The 22,609-nt window shown below is 37.6% G+C and carries 20 protein-coding genes and 1 pseudogene; 20 read left to right on the plus strand and 1 reads right to left on the minus strand.

Annotation, left to right across the window (positions count from 1 at the left end; translation table 11 throughout):
- The first annotated feature begins 35 nt into the window (after positions 1-35).
- The 10 genes from prfA (at position 36) to LY60_RS12365 (ending at position 10,410) form a co-directional block, all read left to right on the plus strand.
- Complete coding sequence (gene prfA / locus LY60_RS12320) at positions 36-1,106, plus strand: peptide chain release factor 1 (protein WP_145084224.1); 1,071 nt, start codon at positions 36-38, stop codon at positions 1,104-1,106.
- Positions 1,107-1,135: 29 nt separating this feature from the next.
- Complete coding sequence (locus LY60_RS12325; RefSeq protein WP_145084227.1) at positions 1,136-1,381, plus strand: RNA-binding S4 domain-containing protein; 246 nt, start codon at positions 1,136-1,138, stop codon at positions 1,379-1,381.
- Positions 1,382-1,526: 145 nt separating this feature from the next.
- Positions 1,527-2,063 (plus strand): rubrerythrin, encoded by a 537-nt coding sequence (gene rbr, locus LY60_RS12330; RefSeq protein ID WP_145084230.1) that lies wholly within the window; start codon positions 1,527-1,529, stop codon positions 2,061-2,063.
- 348 nt (positions 2,064-2,411) lie between these two features.
- The gene (gene argH / locus LY60_RS12335; RefSeq protein ID WP_145084233.1) at positions 2,412-3,803 is read left to right on the plus strand and encodes an argininosuccinate lyase; all 1,392 of its coding nucleotides are present in this window, start codon (positions 2,412-2,414) and stop codon (positions 3,801-3,803) included.
- On the plus strand, positions 3,793-4,959 hold the full coding sequence (locus LY60_RS12340) for an NAD(P)-dependent malic enzyme (protein ID WP_145084236.1): 1,167 nt from the start codon (positions 3,793-3,795) through the stop codon (positions 4,957-4,959). The genes argH and LY60_RS12340 overlap by 11 nt, the downstream gene beginning before the upstream one ends.
- A gap of 43 nt (positions 4,960-5,002) precedes the next feature.
- Complete coding sequence (locus LY60_RS12345; protein ID WP_145084238.1) at positions 5,003-6,370, plus strand: N-acyl-D-amino-acid deacylase family protein; 1,368 nt, start codon at positions 5,003-5,005, stop codon at positions 6,368-6,370.
- Between the two features lie 192 nt (positions 6,371-6,562).
- Positions 6,563-7,963: a YfcC family protein gene (locus LY60_RS12350; RefSeq protein ID WP_145084241.1), complete on the plus strand. Its 1,401-nt coding sequence runs from the start codon at positions 6,563-6,565 to the stop codon at positions 7,961-7,963.
- A gap of 171 nt (positions 7,964-8,134) precedes the next feature.
- Entirely contained in the window at positions 8,135-8,896 is a 762-nt protein-coding gene (locus LY60_RS12355) for a MerR family transcriptional regulator (RefSeq protein ID WP_145084244.1), read from the plus strand.
- Between the two features lie 55 nt (positions 8,897-8,951).
- Positions 8,952-9,680 (plus strand): ABC transporter ATP-binding protein, encoded by a 729-nt coding sequence (locus tag LY60_RS12360; protein WP_145084247.1) that lies wholly within the window; start codon positions 8,952-8,954, stop codon positions 9,678-9,680.
- The gene (locus tag LY60_RS12365; RefSeq protein ID WP_145084249.1) at positions 9,667-10,410 is read left to right on the plus strand and encodes an ABC transporter permease; all 744 of its coding nucleotides are present in this window, start codon (positions 9,667-9,669) and stop codon (positions 10,408-10,410) included. The genes LY60_RS12360 and LY60_RS12365 overlap by 14 nt, the downstream gene beginning before the upstream one ends.
- Positions 10,411-10,502: 92 nt before the next feature.
- On the opposite strand, the gene LY60_RS12370 is transcribed toward LY60_RS12365, so the two are convergent.
- Positions 10,503-11,669: a M20 family metallopeptidase gene (locus tag LY60_RS12370; protein ID WP_145084252.1), complete on the minus strand. Its 1,167-nt coding sequence runs from the start codon at positions 11,667-11,669 to the stop codon at positions 10,503-10,505.
- A gap of 219 nt (positions 11,670-11,888) precedes the next feature.
- On the opposite strand from LY60_RS12370, the gene murB reads away from it, so the two are divergent.
- The 10 genes and pseudogenes from murB (at position 11,889) to LY60_RS12420 (ending at position 22,562) form a co-directional block, all read left to right on the plus strand.
- The gene (gene murB, locus LY60_RS12375) at positions 11,889-12,821 is read left to right on the plus strand and encodes a UDP-N-acetylmuramate dehydrogenase (protein WP_145084255.1); all 933 of its coding nucleotides are present in this window, start codon (positions 11,889-11,891) and stop codon (positions 12,819-12,821) included.
- 112 nt (positions 12,822-12,933) lie between these two features.
- On the plus strand, positions 12,934-13,671 hold the full coding sequence (locus LY60_RS12380; RefSeq protein ID WP_145084258.1) for a PHP domain-containing protein: 738 nt from the start codon (positions 12,934-12,936) through the stop codon (positions 13,669-13,671).
- A gap of 14 nt (positions 13,672-13,685) precedes the next feature.
- Positions 13,686-14,540, plus strand: a complete 855-nt coding sequence (rapZ, locus tag LY60_RS12385) for an RNase adapter RapZ (protein ID WP_019230459.1) — start codon at positions 13,686-13,688, stop codon at positions 14,538-14,540.
- Positions 14,541-14,551: 11 nt separating this feature from the next.
- Positions 14,552-15,520: a gluconeogenesis factor YvcK family protein gene (locus LY60_RS12390; protein WP_145084261.1), complete on the plus strand. Its 969-nt coding sequence runs from the start codon at positions 14,552-14,554 to the stop codon at positions 15,518-15,520.
- Between the two features lie 16 nt (positions 15,521-15,536).
- On the plus strand, positions 15,537-16,625 hold the full coding sequence (locus tag LY60_RS12395) for a PP2C family protein-serine/threonine phosphatase (RefSeq protein ID WP_145084264.1): 1,089 nt from the start codon (positions 15,537-15,539) through the stop codon (positions 16,623-16,625).
- Between the two features lie 123 nt (positions 16,626-16,748).
- Positions 16,749-18,032: a glucose-6-phosphate isomerase gene (locus LY60_RS12400; protein WP_145084267.1), complete on the plus strand. Its 1,284-nt coding sequence runs from the start codon at positions 16,749-16,751 to the stop codon at positions 18,030-18,032.
- 53 nt (positions 18,033-18,085) lie between these two features.
- A pseudogene (locus LY60_RS12405) lies at positions 18,086-18,919 on the plus strand (CvfB family protein); the annotation flags it as partial.
- 369 nt (positions 18,920-19,288) lie between these two features.
- Positions 19,289-19,990: a purine-nucleoside phosphorylase gene (gene deoD / locus LY60_RS12410; protein ID WP_145084273.1), complete on the plus strand. Its 702-nt coding sequence runs from the start codon at positions 19,289-19,291 to the stop codon at positions 19,988-19,990.
- A 24-nt stretch (positions 19,991-20,014) separates the two neighbouring features.
- A complete protein-coding gene (locus LY60_RS12415) occupies positions 20,015-21,415 on the plus strand; it encodes an ADP-ribosylglycohydrolase family protein (protein WP_145084276.1) in 1,401 nt (466 codons plus the stop codon).
- A 1-nt stretch (position 21,416) separates the two neighbouring features.
- Entirely contained in the window at positions 21,417-22,562 is a 1,146-nt protein-coding gene (locus tag LY60_RS12420; protein WP_145084279.1) for a BMP family ABC transporter substrate-binding protein, read from the plus strand.
- The last annotated feature ends 47 nt before the right edge of the window (positions 22,563-22,609 follow it).

Raw genomic sequence — 22,609 nt, forward strand, 5'->3', positions numbered from 1 at the left:
TCTTATCCAGTTCATGGTTATAAAGAGAGGATAATATGATAAATAAATTAGAAGTTTTAAATGAAAAATATATAGAATTAAGCGAAAAAATATCTGACCCTGAAACACTGTCTGATTCACAGAAGCTTCAAAAGCTCATGAAGGAACAGTCACAGCTTGAGCCCATTGTAACTAAGTACAATGAATACAAGGATGTTGTAGACCAGCTTGAAGAATCAAAGACAATGCTCAATGAAAAGCTTGATGATGATTTCAAGGAAATGGTAAAAGAAGAAGTAAAAGAACTTTCAGCAAAAAAAGAAGAATTAGAGCAGGAAATAAGAATACTCTTGCTTCCAAAGGACCCAAATGACGATAAGGACGTAATAGTTGAAGTAAGAGCAGGCGTTGGAGGAGACGAAGCAGGATTGTTTGCAGGTGATCTTCTGAGAATGTATTTAAGATATGCTGAAAGACAGGGATGGAGAACAGAATTTATTTCTGTAAACGAACAGGGAATAGGCGGCTACAAAGAAGTGATATTCTCCATAAAAGGAAAAGGCGCATATTCTAAACTTAAATATGAAAGCGGTGTTCACCGTGTTCAGCGTGTGCCTGATACAGAATCAAGCGGACGTATTCACACATCTTCAGCAACAGTTGCTGTGCTGCCGGAAGTAGATGATATTGAAATTGAAATCAACCCAAATGATGTAAGAGTTGACGTGTTCCGTTCATCAGGAAACGGCGGACAGTGCGTAAACACAACTGACTCTGCCGTTAGACTCACACACATTCCAACAGGCATTGTAATTTCATGCCAGGATGAAAAATCACAGCTTAAGAACAAAGACAAGGCGTTCAAGGTTCTTAAGGCGAGACTTTACGACAAATATCAGCAGGAGCAAAATGATGAACAGGCGCAGTCAAGAAAAAGCCAGGTAGGTTCAGGTGACAGAAGCGAAAGAATTAGGACGTACAACTTCCCACAGGGAAGGGTGAGTGACCACAGAATAGGGCTTACATTGTATAAGCTGGATTCATTCATTGATGGAGACATCACAGAAATGCTGGATGCTCTTCTCACTTCAGATCAAGCAGAAAAATTGAAAAATGTATCAGAATAATATTCCGCCTCAGGCAGATTGGAGTTATTATGAGAATTGATAAGTATTTGAAAAATGCCCGTGTCATCAAAAGGAGGACTATTGCAAAGGAAGCATGCGAACAAGGAAGAGTACTTGTAAACGGCAAGACTGCAAAGCCCGGAACTGAAGTTGACACCGGGGATGAAATAGAAATCATATTCGGCACAAAGCCAATGAAAATAAAGGTTGAACAAGTGCTGGAGCATGTTATGAAAGACGACTATAAAGAAATGTATACAATAATTAATGATTAAGGTGTAAAATATTGGGTATATTTAAATTGTTGGACTAATGAAAAAATTTTTAAAGTTGAACTAATCAATAAAAAAACGAGAAAATTTACCATTGTCTATGTCCTAGGCTAAGTCCAAAGGATAAATATATTTAATGAGGTGCATTATGGAATTAAAAGGAAGCAAGACTGAACAAAATTTAATGACTGCATTTGCAGGGGAATCTCAGGCACATGTGAAGTATTCATACTACCAAAGCAAAGCTAAGAACGATGGATATGTTCAAATCAGTAAATTTTTTGAAGAAACAGCAAGAAATGAAAAAGAACATGCAAAAATATGGTTTAAATTACTTCATGATGGTATGCCAGAAACACCTTCTAATTTAAAAGATGCAGCTGCCGGCGAACACTATGAGTGGACTGATATGTATGCTAACTTTGCCAAAGTTGCAAGAGAAGAAGGATTCAACAAAATAGCATACTTGTTTGACGGAGTTGCTGCAATAGAAAAAGGCCATGAAGAAAGATATCTGGCACTTCTTGAAAATATTGAAACAGGCAAAGTTTTCAAACGTGAGGGAGAAGTTGTATGGCAGTGCGATAACTGCGGACACATTCATGTTGGAAAAGATGCTCCAAAAGTATGTCCTGTTTGCGACCATCCACAAGCACATTTCCAGTTGTACACAAAACCATACTAAAATCAATTAATAATTAAGAATTAGATGTAAATTGCCGGAATTATCCGGCAACCATCATATTGTAGGGGAGGACCTCGTGTCCTCCCGTAATATTTTAAAATTAATAAACGGGCGGATACAAGATCCGCCCCTACGAATGTAGGAAATTAGGTTTGTTAATAGTCTATTGCCGGAATTATCCGGCAATTTTTTATTTTTGCTTGAAGATTGTAATAAGTATGTTATAATAAACAATAAAAATGATAATTAATAATGAATGTTGAATAAATACAATTATGTATGACGAATCAATTTGTGACTCTAAATTCTTAACTCTTCATTCTTAATTAATAAACGAAGGGAGAAACAATGGCAAATCTATGGAGTGGAAGATTTGAAAAGGGAATGGATAAAATCGTTGAAGAATTCAACGCATCCATATTTTTTGATAAAAGGCTTTACGACTGCGACATTGCAGGAAGCATTGCACATGTCACAATGCTATGTGAGCAGGGAATAGTAAGCAAAGCAGATAAGGAAAAAATAGTTGAAACTTTAAAGGAAATAAAAACAGAAATACAAAACGGAACAATTACTTTCGATGTTCATGATGAAGACATTCACATGGCTGTTGAAGGAATACTCATAAAAAGACTTGGTGAAACAGGCAAGAGGCTTCACACTGCAAGAAGCAGAAACGACCAGGTGGCTGTTGACACTCGCCTTTACGCAAAACGAGAAATAGTTGAAATAATAGAAGTTTTAAAATATATGGAACATGTGCTTCTTGAAAAAGCAGAAAAATACAACAATCAAATAATGGTGGGTTTCACTCACATGCAGCATGCCCAGCCTGTAACTGTGGGTTTCCACCTCATGGCATATTTCCAGATGTTTAAAAGGGATATTGAAAGGTTTATCCAGTGCTATGAAAGAACAGACTACAATCCACTTGGGTCTTGTGCTCTGGCTGGAACTACAATTCCCATAGACCGTCATAGGACTGCAGAGCTTCTAGGGTTTAAAAATGTTACAGAAAATGCTATGGATTCTGTAAGCGACAGGGATTATGTCCTTGAAATCCTCAGCAACGCTTCCATATGCATGATGCACATAAGCCGTTTTGCAGAAGAGTTTGTTTATTGGAATTCTCAGGAATTTTCTTACATATCAATAGATGATAGCTTTTGTACAGGAAGCAGCATCATGCCTCAAAAGAAAAATCCTGACATGGCGGAACTTTTAAGGGGTAAGACAGGGAGAATTTATGGCAATCTGATGCAGCTTCTTACAGTGATGAAGGGAACTCCTCTGGCATACAACAAGGATTTCCAGGAAGACAAGGAGTCATTGTTCGATACTGTTGACACTTTGAAGAAAAGCATTGTAATATTTGCAAAAATGATTGAAAAAACTGAATTCAGAATGGAAATTATCAAGAAACATCTGGACAAGGGATTTTTAAATGCAACTGACATTGCAGAACACTTTGTAAAAAATGGCATGCCGTTTAGAGAAGCACATGAAATAGTGGGAAAAATGGTCAAGTACTGCGAAACAACAAACAAAGATTTCATTGACTTGACAGATGAAGATTTACAAAAGATTGATTCAAGAGTGAACAATACGCTTCTTCCTGATCTTACAATGGAAGGATGCGTCAACGGAAGAGTTTCTTACGGAGGAACAGCACCAAAAGAAGTATTGAGACAAATAGAAGCAGGGAAGACCTGGCTTGGAGGAGTAGAAAATGAACTATAATGAAGAAGCACTGAAAATGCATGAAGCATTCAAGGGAAAAATAGAAATAAAAAGCAAGGTACGTCTTGAAAACAGAGATGATTTAAGCACGGCATACACGCCGGGAGTTGCAGAGCCATGCAGAAAAATCCACGAAAATACTGAAGATGTATACAGATACACAGCCAAAGGAAATCTTGTGGCTGTGCTGTCAGATGGGTCAGCAGTACTTGGCCTTGGTAACATAGGAGCAGAAGCAGCAATTCCTGTAATGGAAGGAAAGGCTGTATTGTTTAAAAGTTTTGCAGGTGTTGATGCATTTCCCATATGTGTGAAATCCCAGGATATTGAAGAAATAATCAATACTGCAGTAAATATTGCTCCTGTGTTCGGAGGAATAAACCTAGAAGACATACAGGCTCCAAAATGTTTTGAAATTGAAGAAAGACTCAAGAAAATTCTGGACATTCCTGTGTTCCACGACGACCAGCACGGAACTGCCATAGTTGTTTCAGCTGCCCTCATTAATGCACTGAAGCTTACAAAAAAGAATATGGAAGAAGTAAAAATTGTATTGAACGGTCCGGGAGCTGCAGGAACAGCAATAATCAAGATGCTCATATCACTTGGGGCAAAAAACATTGTTGCCTGCGACAGCAAGGGAATTGTTGTTGAAGGAAGAGATGGGGGACTCAATGCTCACAAGACTGAACTTTCTAAAATCACAAACAGCCAGAAGCTAAAAGGTACACTGAAGGATGCTATGGTTGGTGCTGATGTATTCATTGGAGTGTCGGCACCAAATTCAGTGACCGAAGAAATGGTAAAAAACATGAATTCTGACTCAATAATTTTTGCCATGGCAAATCCAACTCCTGAAATAATGCCGGATATTGCTAAAAAAGCAGGTGCCAGGGTAGTTGGAACTGGAAGATCAGATTTCCCAAATCAGATAAACAATGTACTTGCATTTCCCGGAGTTTTCAGAGGTGCATTGGACTGCAGGGCAAAACAAATAACTGAAGAGATGAAAAAAGCAGCAGCATATGCCATAGCAAATCTTGTAACAGATGAGCAGCTTGCTGAAGATTTCATAATACCCGGACCATTTAACAACAGAGTAGCAATGGCAGTTGCTGCAGCTGTGGCTGAAGCATGGGAAAAAGAGAGTAAATAAACCAATAGCAGAAGAAATCTGCAAGTGCAATATGGAGGGTGAAATGCTTGATATTAAAATAGTAAACGGAATTATTATTGATGCAGAAAATAAAAAGTCATCAGCGGGCGACATAGGAATCAAGGACGGAAAAATAACAGCCGTTGGCAATGTTTTAGAAGAAGCAAAAACAACAATTGATGCTCAGGGCAAATATGTTTCTCCTGGTTTTATCGACATACACATGCACGAAGAGGATCTTAGCCTTACAAAAAAAATGGAGTACGACATTGCAGACACTATGCTGAACATGGGTGTTACAACATGCATAGTTGGCAACTGCGGCAACAACAGGCAGAGCATCGAGGAACTTTGCCAGTTCATTCAGGAAAAAGGAAATCCTGTTAACTATATGTCCTTCATAGGGCACAATTTTTTAAGAAGCCAGGTTGGAAGCACGGACATATACAATAAATCATCAAAAGAGCAAATCGAAAAAATGCAGATTATGGTTAAAAACGCTGTTGATTTCGGTGCAGTCGGAGTATCATACGGACTTGAATACTGCCCTGGCATAGACACTGAAGAAGCAATCCTAATCACAAAGGAAATTCAGGGAAGGGACGACTTGCTTCTTGCAGCCCACTATAGAAAGGATGCAATTTATGCTCTGGATGCAATAAAAGAAATGGCTCAAATCGGAAAAGAAAGCCGCATACCATTTCAAATTTCCCACTTGTCAAGCTGCAGCGCATACGGCAACATGACTGAGGCTCTAAAACTCATTGATGATATTGCAAACAGCGGTATTGACCTGCAGGTTGATGCATATCCTTATGCTGCATTCAGCACTTATATAGGCTCAGCAGTATTTGACGACGGCTGCCTTGAAATATGGAACAAGGATTATGATTCAATAATGCTTACTGAAGAACCATTCAAAGGAATGTTCTGTGACAAGGAATTGTTTGAAAAAGCACGAAAAGAATATCCGAATATGCTTGCCGTTGCATACGTAATGAATGAAAATGAAATTGTACAGGCTCTCAACCATCCTCTTGTAATGATTGCAAGCGACGGAATTTACAGAAATCATTCAGGACATCCAAGAGGTGCCGGAACATTCCCTAGAGTCATAGGACACTATGTGAGGGATGAAAAGAAAATGGAATTTTATGATGCTATTTACAAGATGACATACATGCCTGCAAAGCGCTTACAGTTTAAAAACAAGGGACTTATAAAGGAAGGCTATGATGCAGATATCACAATTTTTGACTACAGCACCATCTTGGACAAGGCTACATTTCAGGACCCTCAAGTAAGACCTGAAGGCATAGAATATGTAATTGTAAACGGAAAAATAGCAGTTGAAGAAGGCAGGACAATCAATAACACATCAGGGAAATTTTTTAAGAGAGGCGAAGCATAATTAGAATTATAACGCATAAAAATTAAAATGAAAATAAATGTGAAAAACCGCTTGCATCTATGAAAATTATGTGTTAATATGGTTTAAATTTTATGTCGAAAATTAATAAATAACCCAGTGATGATTATATTTATTAATTTGACATTAAATAATTTTAATTCTATATTATATTTTAATTAATAAGGAGGAGCTATGGAAGAAAAGAAAAAAAAGGGCAAGGTACCCCATACCTACGTAATATTGTTTGCAATGATAATTATAATCGCAATTTTGACTTATGTAATCCCAGCCGGACAGTATCAGAAAGTTGAATCATCAACAGGAAGAATGATCGTTGATCCGGCATCTTATCAGCAAATTGAATCTGCTCCTGCAAAACTTTTTGATGTGCTTAAGGCATTTCCTAAAGGGCTTGCAGCTGCACAAAGTATTGTATTCTTCATATTTATAGTTGGAGGATCATTTAATGTTATTAATCAGACAGGTGCAATAGAGGCTGGAATCAGCAAGGTTGCACTTAGCCTCAAGGGTAAGGAGAAACTTCTCATACCGATTATTGTACTCATCTTTTCACTGGGTGGTGCTACAATAGGTATGGCAGAAGAAGCCATAGTATTTGTTCCAATAGGAATAGCATTGTCAAGAGCTCTTGGATATGATGCAATAGTAGGTATGTCAATTGTGGCATTGGGAGCTGCTGCAGGATTTACAGCAGGATTCATGAATCCTTTCACTGTAGGTGTTGCACAGAGCATTGCCGAGCTGCCTATGTTCTCAGGTATTGCTTTGAGACTTGTTGTATGGGTTTGCACATTGGTACTTGTAATTGTTTATATTTCAAGATATGCAAACAAAGTTAAGGCAGATCCTACAAAGAGCCTTGTTTATGAGCTTGAGCTTGAAGAAAAAGATCATGCAATTGACTTAAACAATGTAAAACAAATGACATCAAGACACATAGGAGTACTATTGGTATTTTTAATAGGAATGGGCATTTTGATTTTCGGAGTGTTTAAGTTTGGATGGTATATAACAGAAATTGCTGCAATATTCCTTGCAATAGGTATTGTAGGCGGTTTAGTTGGCGGTATGAATCTTGATGATATTGCTAAGGATTTTATTACAGGAGCTAAAGATATGACAACAGGAGCATTGGTTGTTGGTCTTGCAAGAGGAATTCTTGTAATAATGGAAGGCAGCATGATAATTGATACAATAGTATTCGGCATGGCATCTGTTGTTTCTTCTCTTCCAAAGTCAGTAAGTGCTGTTGGAATGCTTTTGGTTCAGTCATTCCTGAACTTCTTTATTCCTTCAGGTTCAGGTCAGGCAGCAACTACTATGCCTATAATGGCGCCTCTTTCTGAAGTAATAGGACTCACAAGACAGACTGCTGTTCTTGCATATCAGTTTGGTGATGGAATTTCAAACTCAATAATTCCTACTTCAGGTGTATTGCTGGCAAACTTATCAGTTGCAAAGATTAAGTATGAAGTTTGGGTTAAATATGTTGCTCCATTAATGGGTCTTTGGACTCTCTTGGCAGCAGTATTCATGGTAATTTCGGTTCTTATTAATTACGGACCATTCTAAAAATATAATTTTTTAAAACAAGCGTTGTTCAAATGGACATACGCTTGTTTTTATTTTCGGTAAATGGATTCGAAGGCTTGAACTTTTTATTTCTTTTAGTTAAAATTAAACCATCCATTATAACACCAGACTTTCATATGGTGATATTGTAGTAAATAACGGTGGTGATATATGAATACTTACAAAACATCAGAAGTTGCACATATAATTGGGATACATCCGAACACAGTGAGACTTTATGAAAAGCTTGAACTTATTCCAAAACCGGAACGAATGGCAAATGGCTATCGTGTTTTTACAGATTTTCATGTGGAGCAGATTAAATTTGTCAGAACAGCATTAAAGGTTGAAGTTTTACAAAATGGCCTTAGAAAACAAGCAATAGATATTATTAAAATCTCAGCTTCCGGGAATTTTAGTAAGGCTATTCATATGACTGAAAGTTATTTGCTGCAAATTAGAAATGAACAAAGAAATGCTGAAGAAGCCATAGAAATTGCTGAAAAACTGCTATCAGGCAGCAATGAAGCAATAGAAACTGCTTTTTTGACCAGAAAAGAAACAGCTGATTATTTACATATTTCTATGGACGCTTTAAGAAATTGGGAAATGAATGGTCTTTTGACCATAAAACGAAGGCAGAATGGTTACCGCGTTTATAGGGATGAAGATATAAGAAGGCTTAAAATCATTCGTTCTTTGCGCTGTGCCAATTACTCCCTTTCGGCAATATTGCGGATGTTGAACACATTATCAAAAAACCCTTCAGCAGATATACGGCAAGCCATTGACACACCAAAAGAAAACGAAGATATTATTTCCGTATGTGATAAGCTGATTACATCATTGCGTTTAGCCGAACAAAATGCAGAGGCAATGCTTACGCACCTTGAGAAGATGAAAAAACAAATTATATTAAACCCTACACTTTAACACCAGACTTCCTGCTGGTGTTATTCTTTTATAAAGAATAACAGGAGGATATTGAATGGAAACAATCATTGAAGTTAAAAAACTATGTAAATCCTACAACAACATTAAAGCAGTAGAGAATATAAATTTCTCAATTTGCCGCAAAGAAGTGTTTGGATTGCTGGGCGCAAACGGTGCCGGTAAAAGCACGACTATTGAGTGCATTTTAGGAACAAAAAAGCAAGATAGCGGAACGGTATCAATTTTGGGAATGAATCCGCAAAAAGAACGGAAAAAAATGTTTGAAAAGGTTGGTGTTCAATTTCAAGAAGGGTACTACCAGGACAAAATCAAGGTATCTGAACTCTGTGAAGTTACAGCATCTCTTTACAAGAAACCTTCGGATTATGTGGCTTTGCTAAAACAATTCTGCCTTCAAGACAAGTTAAAAAGCATGGTCAGTGAACTCTCGGGAGGTCAGAAGCAACGGCTGTTTATTGTGCTTGCTCTGATTCCAAACCCTGAAGTTGTTTTTTTAGATGAGCTTACCACAGGTTTGGATGTCAAGGCACGGCGGGATGTTTGGAATAGCCTTTCTGAATTAAAGGCAAAAGGTTTGACTATTCTGTTGACTTCGCATTTTATGGATGAGGTGGAAGCACTTTGCGATAAAATCATGATATTAAAAAATGGGAAAGACATTTTTTATGGTACAGTGAAAGAAGCAATTGAGGCAAGTCCTTATGATAAATTTGAAGATGCGTATCTTTGGTATACAGAGGAGGAAGAAAATGAAAGCATTTAAAACATTGCTTAAAACTGAAGGCAGATTGTCACTTCGCGGAATGGATATGTTTATTTTTGCCATATGTATGCCGGTCATTGTTGTTGTTATACTTGGCGCAGTTTTCGGAAACAGATCTGCTTTTGACGGAGCTGGGTATACATTCCTGGAACAATCATTTGGTGCAGTATCAACCATTGCAATTTGTGCAGGAGGTGTAATGGGACTGCCCCTTGTAGTATCCGATTATCGAGATAAAAAAATATTAAAGAGGTTCAAGGTAACGCCAACCAGTCCGGCACTTATACTGGCAGTACAGGTATGTATTTACACAGTGTATTCTATTGCCTCACTTATTCTTATTTATGTTACAGCAGCTGTATTTTTCAACTATGAACTAAATGGGTCGTGGATAGAGTTCCTGGGCGGCTACTTTCTTGTAATGTTGTCCATGTTCAGCATTGGGCTTTTGGTTGGGGGAATATCACCAAACACGAAAATAGCTAGTGTTATAGCAAGTCTGTTATACTTTCCCATGCTTATTTTTTCAGGCGCTACTCTTCCTTATGAGGTTATGCCATTTGCACTTCAAAAAATAGCTGATATACTCCCGTTGACACAAGGAATTAAACTTCTGAAAGCTGCTTCCCTTGGCTTACCAATGGATAGTGTTATTGTTCCTGTCACTGTGATGATTGTAATCGCAACAATATGCACAATCATTTCCCTTAGGTTTTTTAAGTGGGAATAACATAACTTGAAATACAATTCTTTAAAAAAAGCCTTCAATTGCAAAATACAATAGAAGGCTTAAGCTTTTTACAGCAAATTTAATTTGTATATTTATTTTTCAACGCTGTCAAATTCAAGCTTTATTTTTTCATACAAATCTTTGTTTTCTATTACTTCAGCAGCAGTGAGCACCAAAGCAGCAATTGTGTTTTTCATCTGCTCCTTGGCGTAATCTGTTAATGTGGCACTTGCCATTTCTCTGGTGTGAGCAACAATTGATTTATCATTTGTTATGTCAAAGTATGGATGTATTGCAGGGCACACCTGGCTTACCTGTCCGGCGTCTATGCTGCCTGTGCTTTTTGAAGGCTCCTGCATTTTAATTCCAGCTACTTCATAAATTTTATTATTGAACACATCAGACAATGATTGGTTTGTGACCATGTTGTCGTAGTTGTATTCGAATTTGGTCATTTTAAGCTCGCATCCCGTTGCAAGGGCAGCACCTCTTGCACAGTTTTTAACCTTTTCAAGAAGTTCCATATTGTATGTCTTTGATGTGGAACGAACATAAAACTGAGATTTTGAATAATCAGGAACAATATTAGCTGCCTTTCCGCCGTCAAGGATTACACCGTGAATTCTTGAATCACTTTTTACATGCTCTCTTAAGGCATTTATGCTGTTGAATGTTTGAATTGCTGCATCAAGTGCGTTTACTCCTTTTTCGGGAGCAGCTGCTGCATGGGCTGTCTTTCCGAAAAATTCAAACTGTATTGGTTCAAGAGCAAGAGAAGAACCGCTTTTTGTATATTCACTTCCCGGATGGGCCATCATTGCAATATCCACATTGTCGAATTCATGATTTTCAACATAGGCAACCTTTGCTCCGCTTGTTTCTTCAGCAGGAGTTCCAAACACCACAACTGTTCCTCCGATTTCATCTATGATCTCTTTAAGAACAATTCCTGCTCCTGTGCTTACTGTTCCAAGAATGTTGTGTCCACAGCCATGTCCTATGCCGGGAAGAGCGTCATATTCAGACATGTATGCAACTGTTATTCCTTCCTTGCTGCTTTTGTATTCTGCTTTAAATCCTGTTTCAATGCCTGAAAAGTTTTCTTCTACCTTAAAGCCGTATTTGCGCAGAATATCACAGTGGAGTCTGCATGAGTTGAATTCCTCATATCCCAATTCAGGATTGTTGTATATTTCCAGGCTAAGTTCATCCAGCTCCGGAGCAAGCTTATTGATTATATCCATAACTTTGTTTTTCATTTTAAACTCCCACAATTAAATTTTATTTTGTCAATTACTATTAGAACAATATTATATTTATTCACCATCAATATTATCATCATTAATAAACGTTGTCAATTTTAATTGTAAAAAATACAGGCTTTAATAGCTTCTCTCAGAAGAATAATAAAAATATTTCTTTTAAAAATATGAAAGAAATGTTAAAATGTAACTAGTAAGATTAGAAAGGGTGAAGTAATGGAATATCAGTCAAAAATTAATGAACTTTACGAGGATATGACTTCAAATGTCAAAGGAAGAGTCCTTAAGGATGAGCCATTAAAAAATCACACTTATTTTAAAATAGGAGGCCCTGCAGGCATACTTGCAGAGCCTGAAAATACAGAAGATTTAAAAACAGTTTTAAAGCTGATAAAAAAACATGATGTAGATTGTTTTATAATAGGAAATGGAACAAATTTGTTGGTTTCAGATGATGGCTACAATGGAGCAATTGTAAAAATAGGTGAAAATTTCGACTATTTTTCAAAGGTTGAAAACAAAGTGACAGTGGGTGCAGGAACATTATTGTCAGTACTTGCTAAATATCTTGCAAGGGAAAGCCTTGCAGGCTTTGAATTCGCCAGCGGAATTCCGGGATATATTGGCGGAGCCGTATACATGAATGCAGGAGCTTACGGCGGTGAAATGAAGGATGTTGTGAAAAAAGTTCGCTGCATTGATCTTGATGGAAATATGCATGAATTCACAAATGAGGAAATGGAGTTTTCATACAGACACACAAAACTAACGGATTCAGACCTCATAGTTCTTGAAGCAGAGCTTGAACTTACATACGGCAACAAAGATGAAATTATGGATATTATCAGGGATTTAAATGAAAAGAGAATCACAAAACAGCCTCTTAACCTCCCTAGTGCCGGAAGCACTTTTAAAAGACCTGCAAACGGATATGCTTCAAAGCTCATTGAAGATGCCGGACTTAAAGGGCTTAGATACAAAGGTGCAATGGTATCCGACAAGCACAGCGGCTTTGTTGTGAACTACGATAATGCAACGTGTGATGATGTTCTCGGACTCATGAGAATAGTTATCAGCACTGTAAATGATAAATTCGGCATAATTTTAGAACCTGAGATAAAAATAGTAGGAACTACATTAAACAATTAAGAATGAAGAATGAAGAGTTAAGAATTAAATGAAAGAAAAAGTGCTCTGCACTTTTTTAACCATAATTTTTAATTCTTAACTATTAATTCTTAATTAATACAACGGAGGGTTTATGAAATTAAGAGCTGATTATCATATGCATTCAACATATTCAAGGCGCAATCACGGCAAATCTACAATTGAGGAAATTGCTGAGGAAGCTGTACGAAAAGGTCTTGAAGAAATTGCCATAACTGATCACGGTCCCAAACACTACATGTTTGGAGTTCAAGAGCACAGGATGGCAGAAGCCAAAGCAATTGTTGAGAAAATGCGAATAAAATATCCGCAGCTTAAAATACTTTACGGAGTCGAGGCAAATGTGCTTGACTATGAAGGACATACGGACATAAGCAGCGAGGTATTAAAGCAGTGCGACATTATTCTTTGCGGTTTTCATTTAGGAGCATTGTTCACTACGGCGGGTGATTTCTGGAATTTCATCGTTATGAACAAGTTGGGGAAAAACAATAAATCCTTAAGAGAAAAAATGATACAAAAAAATACGGAAGCATTCATCAAGGCCATGGACAAATATAAAATTGACATTTTGACCCATCCAGGGGACAAAATACCACTGGATATTGATAAAATTGCAGCCATGGCTGAAAAAAAGGGAGTAATTCTTGAAATAAACAACAGCCACGGACATTTGAACGCAGAAGAAATAAAAATTGCTTCAAGGTACAACGTTAAGTTTGCAATAAATTCTGATGCCCATGTAAAAGAAAGAGTGGGAAGCTTTGAGGAAGCGCTGAAAGAAGCAAAAAAAGCAAATCTCGATTTGAAAAGAATCATAAATCTGGTGTAGAAAAAGGTAATGATATGGAGTTTGTAATAATAACGGGAATGTCAGGCGCCGGAAAGAGCCAGGCAATTAAAATATTGGAAGACATAAACTATTACTGCATGGATAACTTGCCTCCGGCACTGCTTCCAAATTTTGCAGAGCTTTGTTCAAGTTCTTCAAAGGACGTAAACAAGGTTGCTGTGGTTGCAGACATAAGGGGAGGCATATTTTTCAAGGATCTGTTCAACAGCCTTGATGAATTGAAAAACAAGGGCATTAAGTACCACATATTGTTCCTGGACGCTTCAGACGAAGAGCTTGTGAAAAGATATAAGGAACAAAGACGCCCTCATCCATTAAGTTCAACAGGAACAATAGTGGACGGAATTCATGAAGAAAGACTTAGCCTTGAAGAGGTTAAAAAAAGATCAGATTACATCATTGACACAACCAGCATGAAAATGGGACGGCTTAAAGAAGAACTTTTAAGTATTTTCGTGCAGGGCAATATTTCATACAACATAAATATTACGGTCATGTCCTTTGGCTACAAGTATGGACTGCCGCAAGATTCGGATTTGGTTTTTGATGTGAGATTCCTGCCTAATCCGTTTTACATAGAGGAGCTTAAATCTTTTACGGGAAACGACAAGAATGTTCAGGATTATGTCATGGGATTTGATACTACATCAACATTTATCGAAAAATTAAAAGACATGCTCTTTTTTCTTTTGCCTCACTACATCAAGGAAGGTAAATCCAATCTTGTTATTTCCATAGGATGTACCGGGGGCAAGCACCGCTCTGTTACAATTTCAAATCACATTGCTTCAATACTCAGCAATGAAAACTACAGGGTGCTTTTAAATCACAGGGATGTTGAAAAATAAGAGGGGTATTTATGAAGATAGTGGTATTCGGAGGCGGAACAGGCCTTTCCATATTGCTCAGAGGACTTAAAAAATATACTAAAGACATATCTGCAATTGTAACGGTGGCTGACAACGGAGGAGGCTCCGGAGTGCTCCGTGAAGACCTTGGAATGCTGCCGCCCGGTGACATGAGAAACTGCATCATAGCACTTTCCGATATAGAGCCCATAATGGTGAGCCTCATGCAACACAGGTTCAACGATGGGTATTTAAAAGGACAGAGTTTTGGTAATCTTTTAATTGCAGCAATGTATGAAATATTTGGAGATTACGAGCATGCTCTTAAAGAAATAGGAAGCATATTCAGACTTTCAGGAAAAGTTCTTCCCATGACGCTGCAGGATGCCCAGCTTAAGGCACACCTTGACAATGGAGAATGTATACTGGGAGAAAAGGATATACCTGATTATGTGAGCAAATCAAGCTGCAAAATTGACAGGGTTTCCCTTGTTCCTGAAATATGCACACCTTTGGAAGAAACTCTCAAGGACATAAAGGAAGCAGACATTGTGCTTCTTGGACCGGGCAGCCTTTATACAAGCGTCATACCAAACATTTTGGTCAGCAATATTACTGAAGCCATAGTTGATTCAAAGGCTAAGGTTTTTTACATATGCAATCTCATGACTCAGCCCGGAGAAACAGACAATTACAACGTATATGACCATGTGAATGCAATAATCAAACACAGCAGCAGGTATCTTATTGACTATGTGATTGCAAATGATGAACTTATTTCAGATAATCAGATACAAAATTACAAGTTCAAGGGAGCAAAGCAGGTTCTTGTGGATGATGACCAGATTAAAAAACTTGAAGAAATGAACATAAAGGTAATAAGCAGCGACTTTACTGAAATAAAGAAAAATTATATAAGACATAACTCGGAAAAAATCGGACAATTGTTGTTTAATTACATTTCGGAAAAAAATAAATGATCAAGGATGTGATCCTATGGCAGAATATAAAAAAATAAACGAAAATCAGCTTGTTATTGTTGACGGCATGATAGACTGGGTCAGAGTAGTTGACAAAAACAACATGGTCATGTATGCCAACAAGAAAATGAAGGAAGATTTTGGGGAAGAAATCGTAGGAAAAAGATGCTACGATGTTTTCTGTCAGAAGAGCAAATGCGATTACTGCATATCAAGCATCACAATGGAACACGGCTCTATAATGAAAAAACAGTCAACAATTGGAGACAACACATACATGGTTGTATCTTCTCCTCTTGTTGATGAAGATGGAGAAATAATGGGCTCCGTGGAAGTTTTCAGGGACATAACAACAGAAATAGAGCTTACAAAAAAAATAAGTGAAAAAAATAAAAAAATGAGCGATGACATAAATTTTGCCAAAAACATGCAGATTCGTATGCTCCCGCCCAAGGGAATGTACAACGGAGTGAATATTGACTATTTGTATGAATCTTCAGAAGGTTTAAGCGGCGATTTTTTTGATGTGTTTAAAATAGACGATGACAATACGGGAATATACATATGCGATGTTGTTGGGCACGGCGTTTCTGCCTCTCTGCTCACTGTCTTTGTCAGACAGTCATTAAGAACCATAGCCAAGGGACACACCCTTATAAACAGTATAATGAAGGAGCTGCACAAAACATTTCTTTCATTGAATTTGGATTATGACAAATATTTTTCTGTGTTTTTCGGAATATACAATAAAAAAACATGTGAGTTTCAATATGTTAACGCAGGGCACAATTCAGAACCCATTTTATTGGAGAAGGATGGAAGTGTTGCAAAACTCATGGCTAAGGGTTATCCGATTGCAAATATATTCGACAACGTGCAATATGATGTGAATACTTTAAAACTTCATGTGGGAGACAGGATTTTCTTTTACACAGACGGCATTACTGAAGCTGCAAATGAAGAAGGACTGCAGTATGGAGCTGAAAGAATAATAAACATAATAAAGAACGACAAAAATATTCTGGAAAACTTAAAATCATCTCTGGATGATTACTGCAAGGATCACAAGGACGACTATGCGCTATTGATGGTAGAAATATTATAAAAACAATTAAAAATTAAGAATGAAGAGTGAAGAATTAAACGAAGTAATTGCGCTAGGGCGCAATTCCAACTATCAATTCTTAATTCTTAACTCTTAATTATTCATTAAATGACGGGGGTTGGAATGGAAGATATTGTACTTGATTTAAATGGAAGTTTTGTTGCTTTGGATGAGATGAACAGTATTAAGACGGAAATAATGAATGCTCAGGAAACACTGCTTGATAAAAAAGGCATAAGCAGCGAAATGACAGGCTGGATTGACTTCATGGATACAATGGACAAAAAAGAATATGAAGAGATTAAGAAATGCGGAAAGTTTATAAATGAAAACTGCGATGCTTTTATAATTCTTGGAATAGGAGGGTCTTATCTGGGAGCAAAGGCTGCTATTGAAGCTGTGAGAGGTGATTTTCACAATGAGCTTAAAAGTCCTCAAGTTTATTATGCGGGACAGAACCTTAGCGGAGCATATTTAAAAAAGTTAGTAGAAGCAATAAAAAATAAGGAAGTTTGCGTAATTGTAATTTCAAAATCAGGAACAACCCTTGAAACAGCACTATCATTCAGAATAATAAGAAATCTCATGGAAGAAAAATACAAGGATGAAGCAAAAAACCGAATTTTTGCAGTGACAGACAAAAATAAAGGCGCATTGAAAACAATGGCTGATCTTAACGGATATAAAACATTTGTGATTCCGGATGACATAGGAGGAAGGTATTCAGTCATTACACCGGTAGGGCTTCTTCCAATGGCTGCAGCAGGAATAAACACGGACGAATTTATAAGAGGACTTAAATCCGGAAGAAATGAATACACAAAAAGAGATTTCCATGATAACATATGCTGTCTTTATGCAGCTGCAAGAAATATACTGAGTAGAAGAGGAAAAGAAATTGAAATTCTTGTAAACTATGAACCATGCTGCATATCCATAGCAGAATGGTGGAAGCAGCTGTTTGGAGAAAGTGAAGGAAAGGACGGAAAGGGAATATTTCCGGCAAGTCTTAATTTCACTACTGATCTGCACTCCATGGGGCAGTTTGTTCAGGATGGCAGAAAAATAATTTTTGAAACAACTATTTTTGTTGAAAATGCAGGAGATGACATGGAAGTTCCCTATGAAGGGGATGATTTTGACAAGTTAAACTACATAGCAGGCAAAAAATTAAATTACATAAACCAAAAGGCATTTGAAGGAACATTCATGGCACACTCTGAAGGTGATGTTCCGGGAATTATAATAAGAATTCCTGCCATGAACGAGTTTTACCTGGGAAAGCTTTTTTACTTTTTCATGATGACTTGCGGTATAAGTGGGTATACTAACGGTATAGACCCGTTTACACAGCCCGGAGTTGAAGCATACAAGAAAAACATGTTCAGACTACTTGGTCGCCAATAAAGTATATGCTACACAACCAGCATGCAACACAAAAACGAAAACAAGGAGAACATATGATAAAATTAGGAGAAATGCAAGAGCTAGTAATAGCTAAGAAAGTTGAATTCGGAGTATACCTGGTAAGCCCCGACGACGTTAGAGGAGAGGACAAAATTCTGCTGCCGCAAAAACAGGTGCCGGAAGATGCACAATCAGGAGATAGAATAACAGTATTTGTGTACAGAGATTCAAGCGACAGAAAAATAGCAACAACAAAGAGACCAAAAATTGTGATGGGTGAAATTGCATATTTGAAGGTTGCAGAAATGTCAAGAATAGGAGCATTCATGAACTGGGGGCTTGAAAAGGACTTGTTCCTTCCTTTCAAAGAACAGGTGGGAGACATAAAGCTTAACGGCGAATACTTAGTAGGGCTTTATATAGACAAGTCAGACAGACTTTGTGCAACTATGAACCTGTTCAAGGTTTTGAAAACCGATTCTCCATACAAAGTAAACGACATGGTTAAAGGAACAGTGTTCAGCCTCAAGAGAGGACTTGGTGCAATGGTTGCTGTTGACGGAAAATATCTTGGACTCATCCATGAAGGCGAAATATTAAAACCCATGAGACCCGGGGATGAAGTAGAATTAAGAGTGAGCAATGTTAAGGAAGACGGCAAACTTGATTTGAGCCTAAAGGATGCCCCAAGACTTCAAATTGACAAGGACGGCGAAAAGGTATTAAGCGTATTGATGAAAAACAAAGGCCAGTTAAAGCTCAATGACGAAAGCAGTCCTGAAGCAATCTATGAATCACTGAACATGAGCAAGGGTTCATTTAAAAAAGCAATAGGAAGGCTCATGAAAAAAGGTATAATTGACATTACAAGGGAAGGCATACGCCTTGCAGAAAAAAAATCCGGGTATGAAAACAAAAATCATGGGCCAAAGACAGACTACAAAAATGTTGACAGAAATAATAAAAGAACAAGCAGGAGCAATGACAGCAGAAACTCCGGCTATAAAACAAGTGACAACAGAAACATGAACAAAGACGGAGAAAGAAAAAGTTACAGCAATTTCAAAAACAATGAAGTGAGACAATCATACAACGACAAAAATAAAGAAAGAAATAGTACAACAAACAAAAGAAAATAAGCTCAGTATTGACAAAAATACTTTAAAGAAGTACTATTTATAGTGCATATGCATAGGAAGCAAGCATATTTATAATTTATTCCAATGAAAAAATACATACGCAAAAGGAGAAATAATATGTCTACACCTCACAATAATGCTGTCCAAGGTCAAATAGCTGAAACAGTGCTTTTACCTGGAGACCCTTTAAGAGCAAAATTTATCGCTGAAAATTTTTTAAGCGATGTTGAACAGTTTAATGCAGTAAGAAACATGTTTGGATATACAGGAACCTACAACGGAAAGAAAGTGTCAGTAATGGGCACAGGAATGGGTTGCCCATCCATAGGTATTTATTCTTATGAATTGATACACATGTATGGTGTTAAAAACTTAATAAGAATCGGCTCATGCGGAGCATATGACCCTAATTTGGAGCTGTTTGACATAGTAATTGCAATTGGAGCAAGCACTGATTCAAATTACGCTTCTCAGTACAATTTACCGGGAACATATTCAGCAACTGCATCATGGGATCTGCTTTCAAAAGCAAAACAAGTTGCTGATGAAAACAGCATAAAGGCAACTGTAGGAAACATAGTTACTTCAGATATATTCTACCACGATGAACCTGAATCATGGAAAAGATGGGCTAAAATGGGCTGCATTGCAGCAGAAATGGAAACATATGCATTGTACTGCAACGCAAACAGAGCTGGAGTGAATGCACTTACCATACTTACAGTATCAGACTCAATAGCAAGAGAATCAGAAACTACAGCTGAACAAAGAGAAAAAGGATTCAAGGACATGATGAAAATTGCCTTGGAACTGGCATAACAAACGTATCAGAAAGGAAGTTGTATGAAGAAAGCTTGGGAATTAGCGTACGATATATATTCAAATGCAAAGCCTTCGGTATTAAGTTCTGAAGAGCAGGGCTGGGGCGCATTGAAGGAAGTTTCAAATTTCTATGACAATTTGTTGAGCCTTGACTGGTCAAGCAATGTTCCAGGTTCAGGAGCTCCGGAAAAAATCATGGTTGCATCCATACAAGCGTTGGAAAACAGAGGTTATAAGGTTGACAGAGCTTATGGGCTCCTGGAAGAAGGAATGAAAGCTCATGCTGATGGCGACAAAGTACGACTGCAGAAAATTTCAGCAGAAATAAAAAATGAATTCATGAATGCCAAGAAAGACGAAGCGTCTCCTTATTGGCAATATAAATTTTACAACACATTCGAAGAGTATGAAAAATCTGTAGAATTTAAAGGCGAAGTTGATGTTGACATAAATAGTGAAACGTTTAAAGACAGCATCAGGGCAGCATGGATGTCCCAGCTCATAGGGGCTGCCATGGGAACCATGGTTGAAGGATACACATCTGAAAACCTTTATAAAGCTTTCGGGGACGTAAAGGATTACATTAGAGAACCAAACACTTACAATGATGATATAACATTTGAATTAGCATTTCTTGATGCTTTCAAAGATAAGGGATATGATGTAACAAGCAAGGATATTGCTCTTTCTTGGATTGGGCTCATACCGTGCGGATGGTCTGCTGAAGAAATTGCTTTAAGAAACATAAGAGCAGGATTTATGCCTCCGGAAAGCGCAAGCTTCAACAATCCGTTCAATGAATGGATTGGTGCTCAAATGAGAGGAGCTATTTGCGGAATGGTTGCACCTGGAAATCCAAGGCTTGCTGCAAAACTTGCATGGACAGACGGAGAAGTATCCCACATAAACAACGGAATACTTGGTGAAGTATTCAATGCAGTGATGATTTCATTATCTTTTGTAATGAGTGATGAGAAGGAAATAGTGAAAACAGCAATTTCGTGCATACCAAAAGACAGTGAATATTATTCTGTTGTTAAATTTGCTTACGATAGCTGCCTGAAACACAGCGACTGGCATGATGCACTTAGGGACTGCCAGGAAAAATACATAAAATATAACTGGATTCACGCTTATCCAAATGCGTGCTGTGAAATAATCGCTCTCATGTACGGCGACGGCGATTTCGACAAAACACTGAACATTGTAACCATGTGTGGAATCGATGCAGACTGCAATGCAGGCATGATTATGCCTGTTTTGGGAATTCAAAAGGGAATGCGTATCATTCCAAAAAGACTAATCGTTCCGGCATTTGACAAACTTGTGACCTATATGCGCAGTTACGAAGAAATCATGCTTGATGATTTAGTCAATGATACTTTAAATTATATTACAAAAGCAAAAAGTAGGAGGAACTAAAATGAAAAAAGCACTATCTTTGTTACTTGTAGTCATGATGATTTTCTCTTTGGCCGCATGTGCAAAACAAGAAACACCGGCACCAGCACCTTCAGGTGATAAACCGGCTACAGAAACACCAGCAAAGCCATACAAAGCTGCTTTGTTGTTAAACGGAACTTTAGGAGATAAATCATTCTTTGATTCAGCTAATGAAGGACTTCAGAAATTGAAGGATGAAGTTGGCGCAGATGTTTTTGATTTTAAAGTTGAACAAATGGGAGCAACTGCTGCTGATGAGCCAAAATGGACACCAACATTGCTTGATTACTGCGAAAGCGGAGAATATGATGTTATAATCATAGGAACATGGCAAATGATCGAAGGTTTGGCTGATGCAGCTGAACAATTCCCTGATCAGAAATTCATGTTCTTCGATGAAACATTTGATTTCACTTCAGGAGATTACAAAAACATTTATAACGTTCTTTACAAACAAAACGAAGTTTCTTTCTTGGTTGGAGCTGCTGCAGCTATGATGACAACTGATGAAAGCCTTCCTATGGTAAATCCTGCAGATAAAACAATCGGATTCCTCGGCGGAATGGAAAACCCAATTATCAACGACTTCCTTCTTGGATATATTCAAGGAGCAAAATATGTTGAGCCAGATGTAAAAGTTGCTATAGCATATGTAGGAAACTTCTACGATTCAGCTGTTGGTAAAGACCTTGCATTGGTTCAGTACCAAAACGGCGCTGACGTAGGATACAACGTTGCCGGAGCAGCAGGATTAGGACAAATCGACGCAGCTGCTGATGCTAAAAAATATGCATTCGGCGTTGACTCTGACCAGGCTGCATTGTTGCCTGAAAAAGCAGAATTCATACCTACATCAGCTCTTAAAAATGTAGGAAACTCTCTGTACAGAGCAATTAAGCTTGACATGGAAGGAAAACTTACATACGGCGTTGCAGAATCTTTAGGTTTTGCTGAAGGCGGAGTTAACCTTGTAAAAGATGCTCACTATGAAGAAATGCTTTCTGAAGAAATCAGAACTAAAATCGATGAATTAGAAGCAAAAATCGTAAGCGGAGAAATAGTTGTTGATTCAGCTTTAGGAAAAACTACTGAAGAAATCGAAGCTATTAAAGCATCTGTAAAATAATTTATATCCAGTTTAAATTAATCAGTAACAAGTAATACTGATTTAAA

It is taken from the genome of Sedimentibacter saalensis, assembly GCF_007830175.1.
GTDB lineage: Bacteria > Bacillota > Clostridia > Tissierellales > Sedimentibacteraceae > Sedimentibacter > Sedimentibacter saalensis.

Excerpts from the sequence above, each read along its gene's own strand:
- prfA (WP_145084224.1), top strand. The coding sequence starts at position 36 with ATGATAAATAAATTAGAAGTTTTAAATGAAAAATATATAGAATTAAGC.
- LY60_RS12325 (WP_145084227.1), top strand. The coding sequence starts at position 1,136 with ATGAGAATTGATAAGTATTTGAAAAATGCCCGTGTCATCAAAAGGAGG.
- rbr (WP_145084230.1), top strand. The coding sequence starts at position 1,527 with ATGGAATTAAAAGGAAGCAAGACTGAACAAAATTTAATGACTGCATTT.
- argH (WP_145084233.1), top strand. The coding sequence starts at position 2,412 with ATGGCAAATCTATGGAGTGGAAGATTTGAAAAGGGAATGGATAAAATC.
- LY60_RS12340 (WP_145084236.1), top strand. The coding sequence starts at position 3,793 with ATGAACTATAATGAAGAAGCACTGAAAATGCATGAAGCATTCAAGGGA.
- LY60_RS12345 (WP_145084238.1), top strand. The coding sequence starts at position 5,003 with ATGCTTGATATTAAAATAGTAAACGGAATTATTATTGATGCAGAAAAT.
- LY60_RS12350 (WP_145084241.1), top strand. The coding sequence starts at position 6,563 with ATGGAAGAAAAGAAAAAAAAGGGCAAGGTACCCCATACCTACGTAATA.
- LY60_RS12355 (WP_145084244.1), top strand. The coding sequence starts at position 8,135 with ATGAATACTTACAAAACATCAGAAGTTGCACATATAATTGGGATACAT.
- LY60_RS12360 (WP_145084247.1), top strand. The coding sequence starts at position 8,952 with ATGGAAACAATCATTGAAGTTAAAAAACTATGTAAATCCTACAACAAC.
- LY60_RS12365 (WP_145084249.1), top strand. The coding sequence starts at position 9,667 with ATGAAAGCATTTAAAACATTGCTTAAAACTGAAGGCAGATTGTCACTT.
- LY60_RS12370 (WP_145084252.1), bottom strand. The coding sequence starts at position 11,669 with ATGAAAAACAAAGTTATGGATATAATCAATAAGCTTGCTCCGGAGCTG.
- murB (WP_145084255.1), top strand. The coding sequence starts at position 11,889 with ATGGAATATCAGTCAAAAATTAATGAACTTTACGAGGATATGACTTCA.
- LY60_RS12380 (WP_145084258.1), top strand. The coding sequence starts at position 12,934 with ATGAAATTAAGAGCTGATTATCATATGCATTCAACATATTCAAGGCGC.
- rapZ (WP_019230459.1), top strand. The coding sequence starts at position 13,686 with ATGGAGTTTGTAATAATAACGGGAATGTCAGGCGCCGGAAAGAGCCAG.
- LY60_RS12390 (WP_145084261.1), top strand. The coding sequence starts at position 14,552 with ATGAAGATAGTGGTATTCGGAGGCGGAACAGGCCTTTCCATATTGCTC.
- LY60_RS12395 (WP_145084264.1), top strand. The coding sequence starts at position 15,537 with ATGGCAGAATATAAAAAAATAAACGAAAATCAGCTTGTTATTGTTGAC.
- LY60_RS12400 (WP_145084267.1), top strand. The coding sequence starts at position 16,749 with ATGGAAGATATTGTACTTGATTTAAATGGAAGTTTTGTTGCTTTGGAT.
- deoD (WP_145084273.1), top strand. The coding sequence starts at position 19,289 with ATGTCTACACCTCACAATAATGCTGTCCAAGGTCAAATAGCTGAAACA.
- LY60_RS12415 (WP_145084276.1), top strand. The coding sequence starts at position 20,015 with ATGAAGAAAGCTTGGGAATTAGCGTACGATATATATTCAAATGCAAAG.
- LY60_RS12420 (WP_145084279.1), top strand. The coding sequence starts at position 21,417 with ATGAAAAAAGCACTATCTTTGTTACTTGTAGTCATGATGATTTTCTCT.